Source organism: Bradyrhizobium sp. HKCCYLRH2047 (assembly GCF_051168175.1).
Taxonomy (GTDB): domain Bacteria; phylum Pseudomonadota; class Alphaproteobacteria; order Rhizobiales; family Xanthobacteraceae; genus Bradyrhizobium.
Window position 1 is genome coordinate 216,001 of record NZ_JBNPUM010000007.1, and the last position, 17,065, is coordinate 233,065.

A 17,065-nucleotide genomic window follows, 5' to 3' on the forward strand; every position below is an offset into this window, starting at 1 on the left:
GTCAAGGCGGCGGTCCGCTCTGAGGGTCAGAGCGACAACACTCAACGAAGCAGGCCATGTCGATCAGCAATTCCATCCGCGCTCAGATCCCGCCGATCCACCCGGAAGGCTACCCCTTCATCGGGGGATTTGCCCTCGTCAGCCTGATCCTGTTCTGGATATTCACCCCGCTCGGCTGGATCGGCACGCTGCTCACCGTCTGGTGCGCGCTGTTCTTCCGCGACCCGATCCGGGTCACGCCGCAGCGGGAAGGGCTGGTGGTGGCGCCGGCCGACGGACGCATCTCCATGATCACGCGCGCCCTGCCGCCGGCCGAGCTCGGCCTCGGCGACCGGCCGCTGCTGCGGGTCTCGATCTTCATGAGCGTGTTCAACGTGCATGTGAACCGCAGCCCGGTGGCCGGCCGGATCGAGAAGATCTCCTACCGTCCGGGTGCCTTCATCAATGCCGAGCTCGACAAGGCGAGCGAGGACAACGAGCGCAACTCGCTCGCGATCTCGACGCCGCATGGCCGGATCGGCGTGGTCCAGATAGCCGGCCTCGTGGCGCGCCGGATCGTGTCGTTCGTGCGCGAGGGGCAGACCATTGGCGCGGGCGAGCGCTTCGGCCTGATCCGCTTCGGCTCGCGGCTCGACGTCTATCTTCCTGACGGCACTGAGGTTCTGGTCTCGGAGGGGCAGACCGCCATCGCCGGCGAGACGATCCTGGCCGATTTCGACGTGCCTGTGCCCGGCCTGACGTTCCGGAGCCAGTGAACCGTCGCTGCCCGCTGGTGACCCATTAAGGAGACCTTGAGCCGTGTTCAGGCACAAGGTCCCGGACAAACCACACGTGGTGTGATCATGAGCTTCGATCTGAACTCTCCCGAACTGCGCCGCCGCCGTTTCCGCCCGATCCCGGTGCGGCTGCTGGTGCCGAACATGATCACCTTGCTGGCGATCTGCGCCGGCCTCACCGCAATCCGGCTGTCGACCGAGGGGCGGATGGAGCTCGCCGTCGGCGCCATCGTCTTCGCCGCCTTTCTGGACGGCATCGACGGCCGCATCGCCCGCATGATCAAGGGCCAGTCGAAGTTCGGCGCCGAGCTCGACAGCCTGGCCGACTTCGTCAATTTCGGCGTGGCGCCCGGCCTGATCCTGTACTTCTGGCAGCTCCATGAGCTGCACGACGGCGGCTGGATCGCCGCCATGATGTACGCCATCAGCGGCGGGCTGCGGCTGGCGCGCTTCAACGCCAGCATCGACGATCCCAACAAGCCGCCCTTCGCCGCCAATTTCTTCACCGGCGTGCCGGCCCCGCTCGGCGCCATCACCGTGCTGCTGCCCGTCTATCTGGCTTTCCTGGACCTGCCGAGGCCGCCGGCGCTGCTGACGGCGTTCTACACGCTGCTGATCGCCTTCCTGATGGTATCGCGGCTGCCGGTGTTCTCCGGCAAGACCGCGCGGATGCGCGTCTCGCCCGAACTCGTGCTGCCGGTGTTCGCCGCGGTGGTGTTCTTCGTCGCGCTGCTGGTGGTCTATCCCTGGCACATCCTGTCGGCCGGATCGATCCTCTACATCCTGAGCCTTCCGTTCGGCTGGCGGCTGTATCGGCAGCAGGCGGCGCGGCACGCCGCGGTCCTTGGTGCCGCGGCTGCAGCGTCGCACGCCTCGTCTTCATCCACGACGGCTTTTGCGCCGACCGGCGTGCCGGCGGCGGAGCAGGGGCAGCGGCCGCCGGAACGGCTGCACTGAGCGCAGGGCGCCCCGACCGAGCCCGCGCTTTGCCGGCTTCGGCGCCTCAGTTATACCGGATGGCCAAGGACGGCCCGCGAATGCCGTCCGCATCATCCGGAGAAACGCCCGTGACAAGCACTGCCGCCGCGCCCCTCGCTGCTTCCGTCCTCGAGGCGCTCGCGCGTTATGACACGCCGACCATCTGCAACGCGATGGAGATCGTGGCGCCCGAGCGCCGCCTGATCGGCTACACGACCAAGCCGCTGGTGTGCCCGTTCCCGGACCTGCCGCCCATGGTCGGCTACGCGCGGACGGCGACGATCCGGTCCGTCGTCAAGTCGGGCCTGCCGGCGGACGAGCAGGCGAGGCGGCGCACCGACTACTACGAATATGTCGGCACCGGTCATGGTCCGCGCATCGTCGTGATCCAGGATATCGATGGCCCCGACATCGGCTACGGCGCGTTCTGGGGCGAGGTGCAGAGCAATGTCCACAAGGCGCTCGGCTGCCTCGGCGTGATCACGGATGGATCGATCCGCGACATCCCGCAATGGGCTGCTGGCTTCCAGGCTCTGGCGGGCTCGATCGGTCCGTCGCACGCGTGGGTGCATGCCGAGAGCTTCGGCGGCGAGGTCCGCGTCGCCGGGATGACCGTGCGCTCGGACGACCTGATCCACTCCGATCGCCATGGTGCGATCGTCATCCCCGCCGACATCGCCGCGAAGCTTCCCGAGGCGGCCGAGCTGTGCGCGCGCCGTGAAACGCCGATCCTGGACATCGCGCGGTCTGCGGATTTCTCGCTCGAGAAGCTCAAGGCCGCCTTGAAGCGGTCGGCGGAGATTCATTGAGCGTCGCTTCGCTCCGGTCCAAATGAGCGAGCCGTGCCGCTCGACGGTGCGGCTCGCCGCCCTTGCGCGGGGCGCTCGCCGAACTGCGACGCTGCAACCGCATCCGGATGACTACGGGGTGACGACTGAGCTTCGGCCGAAAATGTCGAACGCGGTGACGAATTACCCGCAAACAGGCCGGGACTCGCCGAAGGTTAAGCGGCCGTCGCTCGTTGAGAAGATTTTATCCATCAAGCTTTACCTGATGGCTAGCCCGTCCCGATAGGCATGTCGCCCGAGGGCGAAGGACATGCGCAGGCTGATATCGAAATCGAGGCCGTTGTTCGGGCGGGTCGACCGGACCGTCGACAGGATGGTTCGGCTGATCGGACATTTCGGCAGTGCCGCGATCGGCCTCTCGGCGATCGCGCTGGTGTGGGCCGGCATCTTCTACACGATCTCCGAAGAGTATACGCGCACCGAGCAGTCGGCGCTGAAGAACGGCGCCAATCTGGCCCGCGCGTTCGAGGAGCAGATCATCCGCTCGATCCGCGCGGCAGATCAGACCTTGCTCTACGTCCGCGACTCCTATGCCAGGGACCCGCACAACTTCGACATGTCGCTATGGTCGAAGAACAGCCAGTTCCTGTCCGACTTCTCGTTTCAGGTCGTCGTGATCGGCAAGGACGGCATCATGCTGTCTAGCAACATCGATCCGAAGATGCGCGGCCTCGACCTGCGCGACCGCGAGCACTTCCGCGTTCATGCCGACGGCAAGGATGATTTTCTCTTCATCAGCAAGCCGATCTTCGGCCGTGTCTCCAACAAATGGTCGATCCAGTTGACCCGCCGCATCATCATGCCGGACGGTTCGTTCGGCGGCGTGGTGGTGGTCTCGCTCGACCCCGAATATCTGTCGAGCTTCTACAATTCGGTCGATCTCGGCAAGAAGGGCAATGTCACACTCCTCGGTCTCGACGGCATCGTGCGCGCACGGGCCTCGGCCGGTCCGGGGGGCGTGGGATCCTCGCTCGCCGGCAGCCCGGTGATGAGCGCCATTCAGCACAGAAGCAGCGGCTTCTACACCTTCAAAAGTCTGATCGACGGCATCACGCGCATCTACTCGTTCCAGCGCATCAAGGATCTGCCGCTGGTGGTCATCGTCGGTCAGGCCTCCGAGGAGATCTTCAGCGCCTTCAAGCTCAACCGCGATCGTGATCTGCTGGTCGGGGCGTTGCTGACGGTGGTGATCGGCATCATCACGATCCTGATTGCGCGCTATCAGGCGGGACTTGCCGCCTCACGCGATGCCGCCGAGGCAGGTACGCGGGCGCGCTCCGAATTCCTGGCGATGATGAGTCATGAGATCCGCACGCCGATGAACGGCGTCATCGGCCTTGCCGATCTCTTGCTGTCGGCGGACCTCGCGCCGGAGCAGCGCAAGATCGCGACCACCTTGCGCGAGTCGGCCGATTACCTGCTGCAACTGCTCAACGATGTCCTCGATTTCTCCAAGCTCGATGCCGATCGTCTGGAGATCGAGCACATCGAGTTCGACCTGCACCGGTCGGTGACGGCGACCGCCGAGTTGCTGGTGTCCCGCGCCAGGGAAAAGGGCCTGCAACTGACGACGTCGATCGCGCCGGACGTGCCGAACTACGTGGTCGGCGATCCCGCGCGGCTGCGCCAGGTGCTGTTCAACCTGGTCGGCAATGCGCTCAAATTCACCGAATCGGGCGGCGTCCATATCGATGTGCGTGCCGAGAACCTTGCCGGGCCGAACCTGACGCTGGTGTTCTCGGTCGCCGATACCGGCGTCGGCATTCCCGCAGACGCCGTCAGCCGGCTGTTCAAGCAGTTCTCGCAGGTCGACAATTCCATCTCGCGCCGCTTCGGCGGCACCGGTCTGGGGCTCGCGATCTGCAAGCGCCTCGTCACCTGCATGGGCGGCGACATCAAGGTGCAGAGCAAGGTGGGCGAGGGCAGCACTTTCACCTTCTCGATCCAGGTCCAGCCGCAGCCGGACGTCGAGCAGGTGAGCGCGCCCGAGGCGACCATCGTGCCGGTCGGCGAGACGATCGCCGAGGAACGTCCGGGCAGCCTCGCGCCGCTGAAGATCCTCGTTGCCGAGGACAATCTGACCAATCAGTTCGTCATCAAAAAGCTCCTGGACAAGCTTGGTCACGGCTACGACATCGTCGAGAACGGCACGCAGGCGATCGCAGCCGTGCAGAAGCAGCCTTACGACCTCGTGCTCATGGACATGATGATGCCCGAGATGGACGGGCTCACGGCGACGCGGATGATCCGTTCGCTGCCGCCGCCCGCGCAGGACATCTACATCGTCGCTCTGACGGCCAACGCCACCAGCCAGGATCATCTGGCGTGCACCGACGCCGGCATGAACGACTTCGTGACCAAGCCGGTCACGCGCGATCGACTGAATGCCGCTCTGCTTCGCGCGGCCGCTGCTACACACAAGGAAAGGCTTGTCGCATGACCGACTGGGTGCAATTCGACGAATCCGTCTATCAAATCCTGGTCTCCGAGCTCGGCGAGGAGGATGCGCTGGAGGTCCTGCGCACGTTCCTCGACGACACGTCCGGAAAGTTCGGCACGCTTGCGGCCAAGTTCGAGGATCGCCTCGAACTCAGGCGCGAGGCGCATTCGATCAAGAGCTCGTCGGCGACGTTCGGTTTCTCGGCGCTGTCGCGCCTGTCGCGCGAGCTCGAGGTGGGATCGGCGACGATGGAGCCGGCGCAGATGCTGGAGATGGTCCACAAGATGCAGCGATCATTCGATCAGTCAGCCGTCTTCGCCGCGGCGAACCTGCTCAAGTCCGGATCGTCGGTCGCTTGAGCGAGGTCGGCGTCGTCTGCGGCGCTGCTGTTTACCTTTCATTATGCCTACCGAATTCAGTAACTCGTCCTTAATGGCGGACATTTAGTGTCGTGACATGCGGTCCAGAAGCACCGCGTCGGTCCGGCAGGGTCCGTGGTTTGCGTACGCGGTGGAGTTGACTCATGGATATTATGACGAGTGCGGGGCTCGTGGCTGGCGTGATCGTCATCGCGACGATGATGCTTCTGGGCGGCGATCTCGAGATGTTCGTCAGCGAGCACGCCGCAATCATCATCTTCGGCGGTTCGATCGCAGCCACCATGATTCGCTTCCCGCTGGGCGTCATGCTGCACGGCGTTCCGCTTGGAATGAAGTACGCCTTCACCATGAGCCGCCTGTCGGCCCGCGAGCTCGTCGACGAGCTCGCCCGCATCGCCGAGATCGCGCGCAAGCAGGGCCCGGTCGGCCTGGAAAAGGTCGAGACCGACGAGCCGTTCCTCGCCAAGGGAATCCGATACGTGGCCGACGGCTACGACCTCGAATTCATCCGCGACAATCTCGAGCGTGACCGCGACAATTTCCTGATGCATCTGGACGAAGGCAGCAAGATCTATCGCGCCATCGGCGACTGCGCCCCGGCGTTCGGCATGGTCGGCACGCTGATCGGCATGGTGCAGATGTTCGCCAACATGACCGACCCCTCGAAGCTCGGCCCGTTCATGGCGACCGCGCTGCTCGCGACCCTGTACGGCGCGCTGGTGTCGAACCTGATCTGTCTGCCGATCGCCGACAAGCTGCATGGCAAGCTGCTGGACGAGGAAACCAACCGGACGCTGATCATCGACGGAATCCTGATGATCCGCGACTCCAAGAGTCCCGCCCTGGTCCGCGAAATGCTCCTGGCCTATCTGCCGGAGAAGCATCGCCACGCCGAAGGCGAGCCCGTGCCGGCCTGATCGGCTGCGGCGGGGCGATCCGGGGTGGGGTAGGCAATGGCCAAGAAGAAGAGGGGCGATGCGCATGGCGGCGGTCACGGCTGGTTCGTGACCTTTGCCGACCTGATGGGACTTCTGGTCAGCTTCTTCGTGATGCTGGTCGCGTTCTCGACCATGGACAACGCCAAGCTGAAGGTCGTCGCAGGCTCGATGCGCGACGCCTTCGGCGTGCAGACCGAGTCGCGCTATTCGGGCATCGTGGAATCCGACGGCCTGCCGACCCGGCCGAAGCTCAAGAACGCCGCCCACATCTCGCCGGAGGAGACCGCGCGCGAGCCGAGCCCCGAGCAGGAGGAGCGCCAGCATACCAATGGCGCCAAGCTAAAGATCGATCGCCAGTTCGCGCTGGCGTCCGCCTCGCTGCGCCAGGCGCTGCAGGACATGCCGGAGATGACCGAGATCTCCAAGCACATCATGTTCGAAGAGACCAAGCAGGGTCTCAACTTGGAGATCGTCGACCAGGACGGGCGGTCGATGTTCGCTGATGGCTCGAAGGTGCCGTTCGACCGCACGCGACGCCTGATAGAGAAGCTGGCTGCCCCGCTCAAGGCGACCCCGCTTCGGGTCCAGATCACCGGGCACACGGCCGCCGGCTTCGTTCCCGCCCGCAGCGACTATGGCGGCTTCGACCTGTCGGCGGACCGCGCCAATGCGGTGCGCCAGATCCTGGAGCGGGAAGGGCTGCCGGCGAGCCACATCTATGCCGTCTCCGGCAAGGCGGACACCCAGCCGCTGTTTCCCGACGACCCGTCGCTGGCAGCCAACCGCCGCGTGACGATCACCCTGATGCGGGAAGACCCGCCATTGCCGCCCGATCTGAAGCCGTAGCCGGGATGCTTCGCTTGCCGCATCATAATGCCGCATGGCGGCTTGCGAACGGCAACGAAGAGCATCAGCGGGCACTTGATTCGCCGGGGGTAGATCCGACATCTGCCTCAGGATGCCTAGGCTAAAGGCACTTGCCGCGATGCGGCATGCGACATCCGTGTCAGCCATGCCGTTTGGTTGCGACCTGGGAACAGCGGTCTGCTTACGCTAGAGACTTGACCTGCGAACGGTCTACGTTCACACGCGCCGGGCCAAACAGGGAAGATGCGTTCCGAGCAACATGACGGCCAGCGCGACATCGACCGAAGGACAGGACACCGCGAGCACGTCGGGGTTCTGGGGGCTGACGCTAGGCAGCATCGGCGTGGTGTTCGGAGACATCGGCACCTCGCCCCTCTACGCCTTTCGCGAGGCCGCGCACGGCGCCGCTCAGGGGCAGCCGGTGTCGCGGATCATCGTGCTCGGGGTGCTCTCGCTGATCCTCTGGTCGCTGTTCATCGTGGTGACGGCCAAATACGTCCTGCTGCTGCTCCGCGCCGACAACAACGGCGAGGGCGGAACGCTGTCGCTGATGGCGCTCGGACAGCGGGCCTTGGGTCGGCGCAGCCTGTTCCTGATGTCGCTGGGCGTGATCGGCGCTTCGATGTTCATCGGAGACTCGATGATTACGCCGGCGATTTCGGTGTTGTCGGCGGTCGAAGGCCTCAAGCTCGCGGCGCCCGCGCTCGAGCACTACGTCGTGCCGCTGACCGTGTTCATCCTGGTCGTACTGTTCGCGGTCCAGAGCAAGGGGACGGCGCGCGTCGCCTCCGCCTTCGGCCCGGTCATGGTCACATGGTTCACCACCCTCGCCGTGATGGGACTCGTCCACATCCGCGACGACCCCTCCGTGCTCGCGGCGATCAATCCCTATTATGCGGTGCAGTTCCTGCTCTCGCACGGCACGATCGGCCTGGTCACCCTGGGCGCGGTGTTCCTCGCGGTCACCGGCGGCGAGGCACTCTATGCGGATCTCGGTCATTTCGGCCGCAAGCCGATCCAGTCGGCCTGGCTGTTCTTCGTGCTTCCGGCGCTGCTGATCAACTATTTCGGGCAGGGCGCACTGGTGCTGTCCGATCCCGCCGCGATCGAGAATTCGTTCTACCGGATGGTGCCCGAACTGCTGCTGCTGCCGCTGGTGGTGCTGGCCACCGCCGCGACCGTCATCGCGAGCCAGGCCGTGATCACGGGCGCCTATTCGCTGGTCAGCCAGGCGGTCCAGCTCGGCCTGCTGCCGCGTTTCGAGGTGCGCTATACGTCCGAGAGCCATGCCGGCCAGATCTATCTGCCGCGGGTCAACCGGTTGCTGCTGATCGGCGTGCTGCTGCTGGTGCTGCTGTTCCGGACCTCGAGCAATCTCGCCTCCGCCTATGGCATCGCAGTGTCCACCACCATGGTCGCCGACGGCATCATGGGCTTCGTGGTGATCTGGAAGCTGTGGAACTTGCGCGCGGCCGTGGCGGCCGCCGTGATCGCTCCCTTCGTCATCGTCGACATGACCTTCTTCAGCGCCAACCTGCTGAAGCTGCTCGAAGGAGCCTGGGTTCCGCTGCTGTTCGGTGCCGCGATGGTCGTGACGATCTGGACCTGGCGGCGTGGTTCGGCGATCCTGGTGCTCAAGACGCGCAAGATCGAGGTTCCGCTGGATGACCTGATCACCAGCCTGGAGAAGAGGCCTCCTCACATCGTCAAGGGCACGGCGGTGTTTCTCACCAGCGACCCGACCTCGGTGCCGACCGCATTGCTGCACAATCTCAAGCACAACAAGGTGCTGCACGAGCATAACGTGATCCTGACCATCGAGACCGCGCAGACGCCGCGGGTCGATGTCTCGGAGCGCGTGCGCATGGAGAAGATCAGCGAGAAGTTTTCCAAGGTGCGGCTGCGCTTCGGATTCATGGAATCCCCGAACGTGCCGCGCGCGCTCGCGGTGGCGCGCAAGCTCGGCTGGCAGTTCGACATCATGTCGACGTCGTTCTTCGTCTCGCGCCGCTCGTTGAAGCCATCGTCCCAGTCGGGCATGCCGACCTGGCAGGACCATCTCTTCATCGGTCTGAGCCGGTCGGCCAACGACGCCACGGACTATTTCCAGATTCCCACGGGCAGGGTCGTCGAAGTGGGTACCCAGGTAACGATTTGATCGGCTGGACTTCCCTGACGGCTCGTGCATGCTTAAATGCATGGCTGAGGCGCATTCCCGACGGGTCCGTCGTAACGCGCTGCCGCTATAAGCCGCGCGCTCTGCCGCGTTGTGCAGTGAAGCATTAACGAGTCCTCGAGGGGGCTACCTCATGACAGTCGACGTCGCAGCTACGCCCGCGGAAGCGCCGGCGACCAACGGGCATGGCAACGCCCATTCCACGGCGAGCTTCGCGGCGCTGACACTGGGAAGCATCGGTGTCGTCTATGGCGACATCGGCACCAGCCCGCTGTACGCGCTGCGTGAAGCAGTCTTGGCTGCGAGCAGCAGCGGCGAGCCTGCGCCTCACGCCGTGATGGGGGTGATCTCGCTCATCCTGTGGGCTCTCATCGTCGTCGTGACCCTCAAATACGTCGTGATCCTGCTGCGCGCCGACAACCACGGCGAGGGCGGCACCCTGGCGCTGATGGCGCTCGCCCAGCGCGGAGTCGCGCGCGGCGCCAGCATCATCGTGCTGCTCGGCATCATCTCGGGCGCGCTGTTCTATGGCGATGCGGTGATCACGCCGGCTCTGTCCGTGCTGTCGGCGATCGAGGGCATCAAGCTGGTCACGGCGGCGTTCGAGCCCTACGTCGTGCCGTTGACCGTCGTGATTCTGGTCGCGCTGTTCGCTGTCCAGGCGCGCGGAACGGCCAAGGTTGCTGCGTTCTTCGGCCCGATCATGCTGATCTGGTTCCTGGTGATCGGCATCGCGGCGCTGCCGCCGATCCTGCGCCATCCCGAGGTGCTGTGGGCGATCAACCCGCTGAATGCCGTGACCTTCATGCTGCATCACGGCATCATCGGCTTCATCACGCTCGGCGCGGTGTTTCTGGCCGTCACCGGCGCGGAGGCGCTGTATGCCGACCTCGGCCATTTCGGCAAGCGGCCGATCCAAACCGCCTGGCTGTTCATCGTGCTGCCGTCGCTGGCGCTGAACTATCTGGGGCAGGGCGCGCTGGTGATCGCCGACGCGAAGGCGATCGAGAACCCCTTCTTCCTGATGTTTCCGGACTGGGCGCTGATCCCAATGGTCGCGCTCGCCACCATGGCGACCGTCATCGCGAGCCAGGCCGTCATTACCGGTGCCTATTCGCTGACGCGTCAGGCGATTCAGCTCGGCCTGCTGCCACGCTTCGAGATCCGCCACACCTCCGAGGCGCATTCGGGCCAGATCTACATTCCGCGCATCAACAAGCTGCTGCTGATCTCGGTCATGCTGCTGGTGCTGATGTTCAAGTCATCGAGCGCGCTCGCCTCGGCCTACGGCATCTCGGTCACCGGCACCATGGTCGTCACCGCCATGATGGGCTTCGTCGTGATCTGGAAGGTCTGGCGATGGTCGCCGATTGCGGCGGCCGCCCTGATCGCGCCGTTCCTGTTCCTGGATCTGACCTTCCTGGCGGCGAACCTCCTGAAGGTGTTCGAAGGCGGCTGGGTGCCGCTGGCGCTGGGCGGCTTCGTGATGACGCTGATGTACACGTGGCGGCGCGGCAGCCGGCTCTTGTTCGACAAGTCGCGCAAGCTCGAATTCCCGCTCGCCGATCTCGTGACCATGCTTGAGAAGCGTCCGCCGCAACGGGTGGCCGGCACCGCCGTGTTCCTGACCAGCGATCCCTTGAGCGCGCCGACCGCGCTGATGCACAGCCTCAAGCACTACAAGGTGCTGCACGAAAAGAACGTCATCCTGACGATCGAGACCGCGCCGACGCCGCGCATCGAGCCGTCCGAACGGGTTCGCCTCGAGCAGATCAGTCCGACGTTTTCCAAGGTGACGTTGCGCTTCGGCTTCATGGAATCGCCCAACGTGCCGCGCGCACTTGCGATCGCGCGCAAGCTCGGCTGGCAGTTCGACATCATGTCGACCTCGTTCTTCCTGTCGCGCCGTGCGCTGAAGCCGGCTGCGCATTCAGGCATGCCGCGCTGGCAGGATCACCTGTTCATCTCAATGAGCCGCTCCGCCAACGACGCGACCGACTATTTTCAGATCCCGAGCGGACGGGTGGTGGAGGTCGGCACCCAGGTTACGATCTGAGCTCGAGACCCGTCTCCTCAGCGTGCCGAAGCGCTTGATTTTCGGTGCGTCTGGGGTGAGTTTGGCGACCGGATTGGGGCCGATATGGCCCTGCTGAAGGCTTGGAGGATGGGCGTGGCTGTTGTGCACGATTTGACCCCGCAGGACGTGGCCCAGGGGATCGCGGAAGGGCGAATTCTTCTGGTTGACGTGCGCGAGCCGAATGAAGTTTCTGCGGAAGCCTATCCCGACGGCGTCGTCGTTCCGCTGTCGGGCTTCGACCCGAAGCTGATCCCGGATCCGCAAGGCAAGGACGTCGTGTTCGCCTGCCGCTCCGGCAAGCGCTCGGTCACGGCCTCGCTGGCCGCGCAGGCCGCCGGTCTGCCCTACGACAAGCATCTCCAGGGCGGTATGCTCGGCTGGAAGGCGGCTGGCCTGCCGACCAGGACTGGCGGCTGACAGGCGATCATGATCTCGCAGAACAAGGTCTTTGCCGACCTGCCCGTCACCATTTTCGAGCAGATGTCGCAGCTCGCGCGCGACAACGACGCGATCAATCTGGGGCAGGGCTTTCCCGACGATCCGGGTCCGGAGGATATCCGCCGTGCCGCGGCCGACGCGGTCCTCAACGGCTACAACCAGTATCCGTCGATGATGGGCCTGCCGGAGCTGCGCCAGGCCATTGCCGCGCACTACAAGCACTGGCACAAGCTCGATCTCGATCCGATGAGCGAGGTCATGGTCACCTCCGGCGGCACCGAGGCGCTGACGTCGGCGATCCTGTCGGTGGTGGAGCCGGGCGACGAGGTGATCTGCTTCCAGCCGGTCTATGATTCATACTTGCCGATCATCCGCCAGGCCGGCGGCATTCCGCGCCTCGTCCGTCTGGAGCCGCCGCACTGGCGGCTGTCGGAGGAGATGCTGCGGCAGGCGTTCTCGCCAAAGACCAAGGCGGTGCTGTTCAACAACCCGCTCAACCCGGCCGCGGTGGTCTACCCGCGCGAGGATCTCGAGCTGCTGGCGCGCTTCTGCCAGGAGTTCGACGCGGTCGCGATCTGCGACGAGGTCTGGGAGCACGTCGTGTTCGACGGCCGCGCCCACATCCCGCTGATCACCATTCCCGGCATGCGCGACCGCACCATCAAGGTCGGCTCGGCCGGCAAGATCTTCTCGCTGACGGGCTGGAAGATCGGCTTCGTCTGCGCCGCGCCGCATCTGCTGCGCGTCGCCGCCAAGGTGCATCAATTCCTGACCTTCACGACGGCACCGAATCTGCAGGTCGCGGTCGCCTACGGCCTCGGCAAGTCGGACGACTACTTCATCAACATGCGCAGCGAGCTCGCGCGCAGCCGCGACCGGCTCACGGCCGGTCTCGAAAGCCTGGGCTTTCCCGTGCTGAAGGCGCAGGGGACCTACTTCCTGACCGTCGACCTTTCGCCGCTCGGCCTCAACGAGACCGACGAGCAGTTCTGCCGCCGCATCGTCAACGACTACAAGGTGGCCGCCATCCCGGTGTCGGCGTTCTACGAGACGGATGCCGTGACGTCGGTGGTGCGGTTCTGCTTCGCCAAGAAGGACGCAACCCTGGATACGGCGCTGGAGCGCCTCTCGGACGCCATCCACCGGCGCTAGGAGACACGAGTGATGACGCGCGGCTGCATGGGTTCGGCTCTGGCGCTGGCTGTCGCGGCGCTGACGCTCACGGGGGCGGCCGGTCGCGCAGAGGAGCGCGTCGTCAACTTCTACAACTGGTCGAACTACATGGCGCCCGGTGTCCTTGACGACTTCACCAAGGAGACCGGCATCAAGGTGGTCTACGACACATTCGACGCCAACGAGACCCTGGAGACGCGGCTGCTCGCCGGCAAATCCGGCTACGACGTCGTGGTGCCGACCGCGTACTTCCTGCAGCGCCAGATCAAGGCCAAGATCTTCCAGCCGCTCGACAAGTCGAAGCTGCCCAATCTCGTCAATGCGTGGCCCGTCGTGACCGAGCGTCTGGCCACCTACGACCCCGGCAATCAGTTCGCCGCCAACTACATGTGGGGCACGACCGGGATCGGCTACAACGTCAAGGCGGTCGAGAAGATCCTGGGGCCCGGCGCGCGGATCGACAGCTGGGACATGGTGTTCAAGCCGGAGAACCTCGCCAAGTTCAAGGACTGCGGCGTCCACATGCTGGATTCCGCCGACGACATCTTTCCGGCGGCGCTGAACTATCTTGGCCTCGACCCGAACTCGACCAGGCAGGCCGATCTGGAGAAGGCGGCCGAGGTGGTCGGCAAGGTCGCACCATCCGTGCGCAAGTTTCATTCGTCGGAATACTTAAGCGCGCTCGCCACCGGCGAGATCTGCCTCGTCGTCGGCTGGTCCGGCGATATCATGCAGGCGCGCAGCCGCGCGGAAGAAGCAAAGAACGGCGTCGAGATCGGCTACGCAATCCCGAAAGAGGGCGCGCAGATGTTCTTCGACAATTTTGCGATTCCCACTGACGCTCCGCACGTGGCCGAAGCCTATGCGCTGATCAATTATCTCTACCGGCCCGAGGTCGCGGCCAAGAACTCCGACTTCCTGTCCTATGCCAACGGCAACCTGGCGAGCCAGAAGCTGATCGATCCAAAAATCTTTGGCGACAAGAACATCTATCCGGATGAGACGACGCTGAAGAAGCTGTTCGTCATCACCGCCCGCGAGCCCGCGACGCAGCGCGTCATCAACCGGCTCTGGACGAAGGTGAAGACCGGGCGGTAGCCAGCGCTGCTGCCGGCATTGCGAACGCTGCGAAGCAATCCAGGGCTGAGAAGAAGATCTGGATTGCTTCGTCGCGTTGCTCCTCGCAATGACTCCGCGGGATTACCCCAGCCGATGCATCGCGCAGAGCTTGTTGCCGTCGAGGTCGCGCAGATATGCCAGATAGAGTTTGCCGGCGGAGCCTTCACGAACGCCGGGCGGATTTTCGCAGCTGGTGCCGCCGGCTTCGAGCCCGGCTGCATGCCAGGCGTCTGCCTGCTCAGGTGAGTTGCAGGCAAAGCCGATCGTGCCGCCATTGGCGTGCGTGGCCGGCTCACCGTTGATCGGCTTCGACACCCCGAAAATGCCGGTCGGCGTGATGTAGAAGATGCGGTGGCCGTCGACCCGTGCCGGCCTCACGCCGAGCGTTCCCAGCAGCTTGTCGTAGAAGGCCTTGGCCTTGTCGAGGTCGTTGGTGCCGATCATCACATGCGAAAACATTCGCGCTTGTCCTCCCTGCAGCTTCCGAACAGCCGTCGGATACGCGACCAAGGTAGCGAGCGTCGATGGATGAGGTAAGCGTTTTCTTTCAAGGGCCCGTCAGCGGTAAGTGGTGCTGCAGCGCTGCTTCCCCGCAGCGGAATTTGTCCGGGCGCGGGCTACCGCCAGCGCCGATGCAGCCAGAGCCATTGCTCGGGATATTCGCGCACCCAACTCTCGACGACGTCGGTGATCGCCTGCGTCGTGCCCTGGATGTCGATCTGACCATCGGCCGTCCGGACCGGCTTCACCTCCTCCGAGACTTCGGCGCGGAAGCGATTGCCGGGGAGGCGGATGATGCGGACGCCGTGCACCGGGCATTCGACCTGGCGCAACAGGCGGGCGAGCATCGGATTGGCGCGGGTCTTGCGGCCGAAGAAGGTGACCTCGACGCCGCCGGTCAGGTACTGATCGACCAGCATGGCAACGTGCTGGCCGTTCTTGAGCGCCTGTGCCAGCCGCAGCGGTGCGTCGCGGCCGGCCGGGACCAGTGTGCCCATCTTGACCTGCCGCATCTCCTGGATGATGCGGTCGGCGGCGGCGATGTTGGGCCGGCGATAGAGGATCGCCGTATCGAGCTTATGGGCGACCGCCGCCAGCGCCGGCATCTCCCAATTGGCGAGGTGGCTGGCAAAGATCAGCGCCGGCTTGCCGTCGAGACGGAGCTGATGAAACAGCTCATGGGTGCGCGGCGACAGCTCGATCCGGCTGCGCTCCGGATGAGCCTCGTCGTAATCCCAGATCTTGTCGAGATGGGCGAACTCGGCGCCGACGCGGCCGAGATTGTCCCACACGCCGGCGAGGATTTTCTCGATCTCCTCGGGCGATTTCTCCGGAAAGGCCGCCGTGAGATTGTCGCGGCCGATGCGCTGCTCGCGCAGCCGCGGACCGATCCACTGCGCGAGGCGCGCGAAGCGGTCGGCCGTCTTCTGCGGATCGAAATAGCGTGTGGTCCTGAGCATGCCGACCGTCAGCGCGCCGACGGCGGACGCCCCGGCCGACTTCACGGCTCGGCGGATCACGAGCTTGGTCCGGAGGGGCAGGAGACTCATCGATGTGACAGGCGGATCAGGCCGGTTCGCGCGTCAGGATCAGCGAGGCGTTCTGGCCGCCGAAGCCGAACGAATTCGACATCACGGTGGTGACGCGCGCATCGCGGGCCTTGTTGCCGACGACGTCGAACAGGATCGCGGGATCCGGAATGTCGTAGTTGATGGTCGGCGGAATACGCTGATGCTCGAGCGTCTGCAGCGAGAAGATCGCCTCGACCGCGCCGGCCGCCGAGATGGTGTGGCCGACCATCGACTTGTTCGACGACACCGGGATCTTGCCGGTGTGCTCGCCGAACACGGCGGAGACGCCGACATATTCCATCTTGTCGTTCTCGGGCGTGGCGGTGCCGTGGGCATTGATATGGTCGATCTGCTCCGGCGCCATGCCGGCATCGGCGAGCGCCTTGCGGATGCAGCCGATGATCGGCTTGCCGTCCGGCGAGGAGCGGGTGCGGTGGAAGGAGTCGGTCAGCTCGCCGCAGCCGGCGACGACACCGAGGATCTTGGCGCCGCGCGCCACGGCCGCGTCGTAGCTTTCCAGCACCAGCGCTCCGGCGCCCTCGGCCATCACGAAACCATCGCGGTTCTTGGAGAACGGCTTGGAGGCGGCCTGCGGCGGGTCGTTCTGGGTCGACAGCGCCGACAGCAGCGAGAAGCGCACGAGCCCTTCCGGATTGACCGAGCCTTCGGTGGCGGCGCATAGCGCGACGTCAGTCTCACCGCGCCGGATGGCTTCGACGCCGAGCTGGATCGCGGTCGCGCCGGAGGCGCAGGCAGTCGACAGCGAGATCGGCGAGCCCTTGGTGCCGAAGGTGTCGGACAGCGAATCGGCGACGGAGCCGAACAGGAAGCGGTGGTGATAGTTGACGAACTTGCCGCCGCCGCAGACCTTCAGCAGGTCGTCATAGGTGAACTGAGTGCCGCCAACCTCATGCGCGAGCTCCAGGCGCTGCGGCCACTCGATCTCGACGGGCGCCACGGCGAGAAACAGCGGGCCCGGAAAGTCGCCCTTGCTGCCGATTCGAGCCTGCGCGATGGCTTCCTCGACGGCCATGTGACCGAGCCGCTCGGACAGTCCCGTGGACGTGAACGGCGCCACGGGGACGAAATCGACCGTGCCGGCCATGGTCGTCTTCAAGCCGTCGATCGGAAAGCGCGTGATGGTGCGGATGCCGGACTCGCCGGCCACGAGCTTGTTCCAATTATCGGATTTGCCGGCCCCAAGGGACGTGACGATGCCCATCCCGGTCACGACCACGATGGGGCGTCCAAACTTGTCGCGTACACTCATGATGTCCCCCGTCG

General features: G+C 65.0%; 14 protein-coding genes and 1 pseudogene. 12 read left to right on the forward strand and 3 right to left on the reverse strand.

What is annotated here, in order from left to right; translation table 11 throughout:
* Positions 1-50: 50 nt before the first annotated feature.
* From ACQR1D_RS18475 to ACQR1D_RS18530, 12 genes and pseudogenes are all read left to right on the forward strand, one after another.
* A pseudogene (locus ACQR1D_RS18475) lies at positions 51-755 on the forward strand (phosphatidylserine decarboxylase); the annotation flags it as partial.
* An 87-nt stretch (positions 756-842) separates the two neighbouring features.
* The gene (locus tag ACQR1D_RS18480; RefSeq protein ID WP_315803095.1) at positions 843-1,733 is read left to right on the forward strand and encodes a CDP-alcohol phosphatidyltransferase family protein; all 891 of its coding nucleotides are present in this window, start codon (positions 843-845) and stop codon (positions 1,731-1,733) included.
* 110 nt (positions 1,734-1,843) lie between these two features.
* The gene (locus ACQR1D_RS18485) at positions 1,844-2,563 is read left to right on the forward strand and encodes an RraA family protein (RefSeq protein WP_315803096.1); all 720 of its coding nucleotides are present in this window, start codon (positions 1,844-1,846) and stop codon (positions 2,561-2,563) included.
* 289 nt (positions 2,564-2,852) lie between these two features.
* On the forward strand, positions 2,853-5,042 hold the full coding sequence (locus tag ACQR1D_RS18490) for a hybrid sensor histidine kinase/response regulator (protein WP_315803097.1): 2,190 nt from the start codon (positions 2,853-2,855) through the stop codon (positions 5,040-5,042).
* Positions 5,039-5,401: an Hpt domain-containing protein gene (locus ACQR1D_RS18495; protein ID WP_315803098.1), complete on the forward strand. Its 363-nt coding sequence runs from the start codon at positions 5,039-5,041 to the stop codon at positions 5,399-5,401. The genes ACQR1D_RS18490 and ACQR1D_RS18495 overlap by 4 nt, the downstream gene beginning before the upstream one ends.
* 164 nt (positions 5,402-5,565) lie before the next feature.
* Positions 5,566-6,339, forward strand: a complete 774-nt coding sequence (locus tag ACQR1D_RS18500; protein ID WP_315714499.1) for a motility protein A — start codon at positions 5,566-5,568, stop codon at positions 6,337-6,339.
* Between the two features lie 36 nt (positions 6,340-6,375).
* The gene (locus tag ACQR1D_RS18505; RefSeq protein ID WP_315803099.1) at positions 6,376-7,206 is read left to right on the forward strand and encodes a flagellar motor protein MotB; all 831 of its coding nucleotides are present in this window, start codon (positions 6,376-6,378) and stop codon (positions 7,204-7,206) included.
* Between the two features lie 280 nt (positions 7,207-7,486).
* Positions 7,487-9,385 (forward strand): potassium transporter Kup, encoded by a 1,899-nt coding sequence (locus ACQR1D_RS18510; RefSeq protein WP_315803100.1) that lies wholly within the window; start codon positions 7,487-7,489, stop codon positions 9,383-9,385.
* Between the two features lie 151 nt (positions 9,386-9,536).
* The gene (locus ACQR1D_RS18515; RefSeq protein ID WP_316216235.1) at positions 9,537-11,459 is read left to right on the forward strand and encodes a potassium transporter Kup; all 1,923 of its coding nucleotides are present in this window, start codon (positions 9,537-9,539) and stop codon (positions 11,457-11,459) included.
* A gap of 108 nt (positions 11,460-11,567) precedes the next feature.
* Positions 11,568-11,897 carry a rhodanese-like domain-containing protein gene (locus ACQR1D_RS18520; protein WP_315714496.1) on the forward strand — a complete coding sequence of 110 codons (330 nt, stop codon included), beginning with the start codon at positions 11,568-11,570 and terminating at the stop codon, positions 11,895-11,897.
* A gap of 9 nt (positions 11,898-11,906) precedes the next feature.
* Positions 11,907-13,070 carry an aminotransferase gene (locus tag ACQR1D_RS18525; RefSeq protein WP_315803102.1) on the forward strand — a complete coding sequence of 388 codons (1,164 nt, stop codon included), beginning with the start codon at positions 11,907-11,909 and terminating at the stop codon, positions 13,068-13,070.
* 12 nt (positions 13,071-13,082) lie between these two features.
* Positions 13,083-14,189 carry a polyamine ABC transporter substrate-binding protein gene (locus ACQR1D_RS18530; protein ID WP_315803103.1) on the forward strand — a complete coding sequence of 369 codons (1,107 nt, stop codon included), beginning with the start codon at positions 13,083-13,085 and terminating at the stop codon, positions 14,187-14,189.
* A gap of 102 nt (positions 14,190-14,291) precedes the next feature.
* Here the strand turns inward: ACQR1D_RS18530 and ACQR1D_RS18535 are convergent, their stop codons facing one another.
* The 3 genes from ACQR1D_RS18535 to ACQR1D_RS18545 form a co-directional block, all read right to left on the reverse strand.
* Positions 14,292-14,669, reverse strand: coding sequence for a VOC family protein (locus tag ACQR1D_RS18535; protein ID WP_315803104.1), 378 nt, complete (start codon positions 14,667-14,669; stop codon positions 14,292-14,294).
* A gap of 158 nt (positions 14,670-14,827) precedes the next feature.
* Positions 14,828-15,760: a lipid A biosynthesis lauroyl acyltransferase gene (locus ACQR1D_RS18540; RefSeq protein WP_434838982.1), complete on the reverse strand. Its 933-nt coding sequence runs from the start codon at positions 15,758-15,760 to the stop codon at positions 14,828-14,830.
* Positions 15,761-15,776: 16 nt separating this feature from the next.
* Positions 15,777-17,051: a beta-ketoacyl-ACP synthase gene (locus ACQR1D_RS18545; RefSeq protein WP_434838983.1), complete on the reverse strand. Its 1,275-nt coding sequence runs from the start codon at positions 17,049-17,051 to the stop codon at positions 15,777-15,779.
* Positions 17,052-17,065 lie beyond the last annotated feature (14 nt).